The organism is Mesorhizobium sp. M7A.F.Ca.CA.004.04.2.1 (assembly GCF_004022825.1).
Lineage (GTDB): Bacteria > Pseudomonadota > Alphaproteobacteria > Rhizobiales > Rhizobiaceae > Mesorhizobium.
This window is the reverse complement of sequence record NZ_RZPH01000527.1, coordinates 1-4,131: the sequence shown is the minus strand read 5'-3', so window position 1 is coordinate 4,131 and position 4,131 is coordinate 1. Positions and strand designations below refer to the sequence as shown.

Genomic DNA, 4,131 nt, shown 5'->3' with positions numbered 1-4,131 from the left:
GGCCGAGGATTTCGCCGGCATGTACATCCAGGCTGACGCCGTCGAGTTCGCGCCCAACGGCGACCTCGCAGGCTTCGAAGACAACAGGACCCCGTCGCGGCTTGCCTGGATCTTTCGGCGGCCGCGGCGGATAGATGCTTTTCGCGAGTTCGCGCCCCACCATGCGGCGATGAATTTCATTGGGCTCGATCTCGGCCCTGCGATAGGTTCCGACATATTGCCCGTCTTTCAGGATCGTCAATTCATCCGCGACGGCAAGCACCTCGTCGAGATGATGAGAGACGAAGGCTACGGTCATCCCCTGCCCTTTGAGTTCGCTGATGACGCCAAGGACAGCCTGAACCTCTCGATGATCGAGATAGGCGGTGGATTCGTCGAGAAGGAGGATTTTCGGATTTGTAGACAGCGCTCGGGCGATCTCGATGCATTTCAGCTCGCCGAGATTGAGGCTGCCTATGTCGGCAGAGACCGATATTTGCGCGCCAATCCGTTCGAGGATCGCTTGCGCCGCCAATTCCATACGCCTGCGATCGACAAAACCGAGAGAGCCGGCGAACTGTCGCAGACGATCGATGAAGATGTTTTCGGCAACGGTCAGCGAACGGTTGATCGTGATTTCCTGGTATACAAGCGACACGCCAAGGGCCGCCGCACCGATAACACTTGGTGGGGCATATCTTGCGTCATCCAACGTCATAACGCCGCTGTCAGGCCGTTCCGCGCCAGCGAGCATACGCAAGGTCGTCGATTTGCCGGCTCCATTTTCGCCGACGATGGCGTGAACCATACCGGGCCGAAGCACCACCGATACGCCATCCACGGCGCGTGTCTGGCCGTAGCTCTTGCGCAGGTCGCTCGCAGTCAGTGTCATGAATTGAATACGCCCAAATGCCAGGCAGGTCCTGCCCGCAACCGTGGGATTGCAGGCAGGTCCAACCGTACGTTCAGTTGCTATATTGCATCTCGAAAACGGCTGGCTTGGCATCCTTGTTGTAGAAGCGGGAGTGCTGCCTGAAATCATATGTCGGCACGCCGCCAGGAAAGTCCTTCTCGAACTGCGCGACGCGATCCTTGGTCAGCGGCAGCAGCTTCAGCTTGACATTGTCGGCGCCCGCGGGAACCGGAATACCCTTGATCTGATCGAAAAGCGCGACAAGGGCGAAGCCGCCCTGAAGCCAATGACCGCCAATATCGAAAAGCAGGTCGCCGGACTTTACCGCATCGACATTCTCAGGGTTGAGATCCATTCCGACGACCATAACGTCCTTGCCGGGCGCTTTCCCGTGATTCTTGAGAGCAGCCATCACGCCGGTCGCAGTGCCGCCGTTCGCAGCCCAGACGCCGGTGATGTCCGGATTGCCCTGGAAGAGCGATTCAAACGCGGTCTGTGACGTATCACGGACGAAATTGCCATCGACTTCGCCGGCGACGCGCACATCGGGCGCTTCCTTGAGAGCGTCTTCCAGCCCCTTGCGACGATCGATGGCGACCGAGGTGCCGGCGGTGCCGTTCACCACGCCGATCACTTTCTTGCCATCCGACCCCGGCTTGATCGCTGCGAACAGCGCCTTGGCCATTTGGTATCCGGCGCCTTCATCGCTCGGCCCGATAAAGGCGATGTAATTGGGGAAACGCTCGGTTTGAGGCGAAAAATCCGGGTAGCTGTCGGTGAGAACGACCGGTATCTCGGCTTCCTTCGCCAAGGTAAGCCCACGAGCGGCAGTGGCCCAATAGGGTGTGAAAACAATGCCGTCAACTTTCTGGGCCACCAGGTCCTCAAGCGACTTGACCATCTGGTCGGGCTTGTTGTCGGCATTGAGCACGACGAGCTTTACCCCAAGCTCATCCGCTCCCTTCTTCATGAAGGCGACATAGCTGTTCCAGAATTGCGCATCCAGGGTCGGCACGACAACGCCGACCGTGGGTTCATCGGCAGCGACAGCCGCCGTTGACAAGACGGCCGCAGCAGCGGCGCCGACAAGGGCCGATTTCAGCTTCGACAAGAAAGACATGGTTCCTCCAACCCGGTTCGCAACAGAGCCAAGCGCTCTGAATCGCTGACTTAATTTCCCATTTTTTGACAAGAACTGCGCACTTGTCAGCGCCAATTGACGACGATTGACGATCATCGCTTATCACATATGGTCAAAATCAGTCAAAATAATTCTAATGAGGCCAAAAGCGATTGGAATTCGCTCATCGCCATAACAAACCAGTGGGCTCGCCGAATGGATTCGTGATATTCGCGATGCTGGGCTCGCCATGATTCCGGCGAGCGTGTTGCTGCACTGTGCGGAGATAGGAACGTGGCAAGGAATGTTCGAAAATCAACGGTGGAAGATATGGCGCCGTCAGCGTCCGCCGGGTCATGGGAAGACGATGGCGGGCGTGGACGGGTCGATCTGATCCCAGCCAAGCGCCATGCTTTCATTCTCGAATGCCTTAAACGGGAAGGAACCGTTGGCGTTCAGGAACTCATCGATCTCATCGGCGCGTCACCTTCGACCATCCGGCGCGACCTCGAGACACTGGAACGGCAGGGAGCATTGGAGCGAACGCATGGCGGAGCAATGCTTCAACGCACGGAACTCGCCACCTTCGAGCCGGATCTCGCCACTGCCGCACACTTCGCCAGGGCTGAGAAGGAGGCCATAGGTGCGGCCATGATGTCGGAACTTCGCCCCGGCCAGAGTGTCATTTTCGACGCAAGCACGACTGTTCTGGAAGTCGCCCGCGCCATCGCGGCTGCACCCATTGCGCTTACTGCCGTCACCAACAGTCTGGCGATCGCGCAGATACTCGCAACCGTGCCGGGAGTACGCCTCGTCATGCTTGGAGGCACCTGCAAGCCGGGTTCCCTAACTCTGGTTGGCCAGCCTGGCGAGAATTTCCTGCGCACCATCCACGCCGATGTGGCAATTCTGGGCACGCATGCCATCACCGGGGACATGCTCACGGAGACCTCGCTCGAGGTCGCGGCGATGAAGCAGGCGATGATCGCCGCGGCACGCCGGGTGGTCGTGCTTGCCGACAATTCCAAATTCACCACTCCCAATTTCTGCACCATCTGCCGCCTGTCCGACATCCACCAGGTCATTACCGATGACGGCATCGATCAGGCCAACCTCACCAATCTTCGGACGCTCGATGTGAACGTCCGCGTCGTGCGCGTCAGCCGTCCGGGTTCTTCAGTTGAGCGCTCTTGAGACTGTCGATATCCGGATCATCGCGGACGACCTGACTGGCGCTCTGGACAGCGCGGTTTGCTTCGCCTCGCCAGGCCACGGTGTCGGCGTGAGCTGGCAACTGGATCGTGCGCTCTCGGGGCGTTTGGCTGTCGATATCGCCACACGTGAGGGTGCCGAGACAACCGCCGTCGCGAGACATTCGAGGTACGCGCCGTGGCTTGCCGCCGGACAACTGAGTTTCAAGAAGATCGACAGCCTTCTGCGCGGTCACGTCATCGCCGAAATACAAGCCTGCATCGTCGAGGGTGGGTACCAGCGCGTTGTTCTGGCACCCGCGTTCCCCTTTCAGGGCCGCGTTACACGTCTTGGGCGTCAATGGCGGCTCGACCGGTCCGAAATGGTAGGTCCCGACATCGTCGCCGGCCTGGGTCAGCGCTTTTCGTCTGGCCGGTCGGTACCGGGCGCGCGGCCGGTTCATTTCATCACACTCTACGACGCCGAAACGGACAAGGACCTGGACGAAATCGTTGCAACGGCGAGCGCGCCGCGGACACTCTGGGTTGGTACGGGCGGCCTGGCTGCAGCGCTGGCACGGCACGTGGGCACGCCACGCATGCCTATTCCGGCATTGCCCGCCCCGTTCCTTGGCCTTGTCGGCACAAATCACGAAGTCACGACGGCGCAGGTGGCCTGCTTTTCCGCCAGCCATGCGGACGCGCATATCGTCGTGGAACGCGACATCGACAAAGCGAAAAGGGATTTGGCGAAACGGATCATGAGAGGCGCGCCATCGGTTGTCACCGTCGCTGCATCGGGTGATCGCCACGCGGTGGCGGATCATATCGGCAAGGTGTTTGCCTCGCTTCTCGACGGCTTGCCACTGCCCGGAACGCTGCTCGTCACCGGCGGTGAAACATTGCGATCGGTGTGCTCCAGCCTGGGC

At 59.9% G+C, this 4,131-nt stretch carries 4 protein-coding genes; 2 read left to right on the top strand and 2 right to left on the bottom strand.

The window, feature by feature from the left end; translation table 11 throughout:
* Together EN893_RS21725 and EN893_RS21720 are read right to left on the bottom strand one after the other, a co-directional pair.
* The coding region (locus EN893_RS21725; RefSeq protein ID WP_164901007.1) for an ATP-binding cassette domain-containing protein at positions 1 to 1,021 on the bottom strand (1,021 nt) is incomplete at its 3' end.
* Positions 945 to 2,012, bottom strand: coding sequence for an ABC transporter substrate-binding protein (locus tag EN893_RS21720; protein ID WP_127372127.1), 1,068 nt, complete (start codon positions 2,010 to 2,012; stop codon positions 945 to 947). The genes EN893_RS21720 and EN893_RS21725, both read right to left, overlap by 77 nt.
* A 330-nt stretch (positions 2,013 to 2,342) precedes the next feature.
* On the opposite strand from EN893_RS21720, the gene EN893_RS21715 reads away from it, so the two are divergent.
* Positions 2,343 to 3,206, top strand: a complete 864-nt coding sequence (locus EN893_RS21715; protein WP_164748685.1) for a DeoR/GlpR family DNA-binding transcription regulator — start codon at positions 2,343 to 2,345, stop codon at positions 3,204 to 3,206.
* On the top strand, positions 3,193 to 4,131 hold a 939-nt coding region (locus tag EN893_RS21710; RefSeq protein ID WP_128361764.1), incomplete at its 3' end, for a four-carbon acid sugar kinase family protein. The genes EN893_RS21715 and EN893_RS21710, both read left to right, overlap by 14 nt.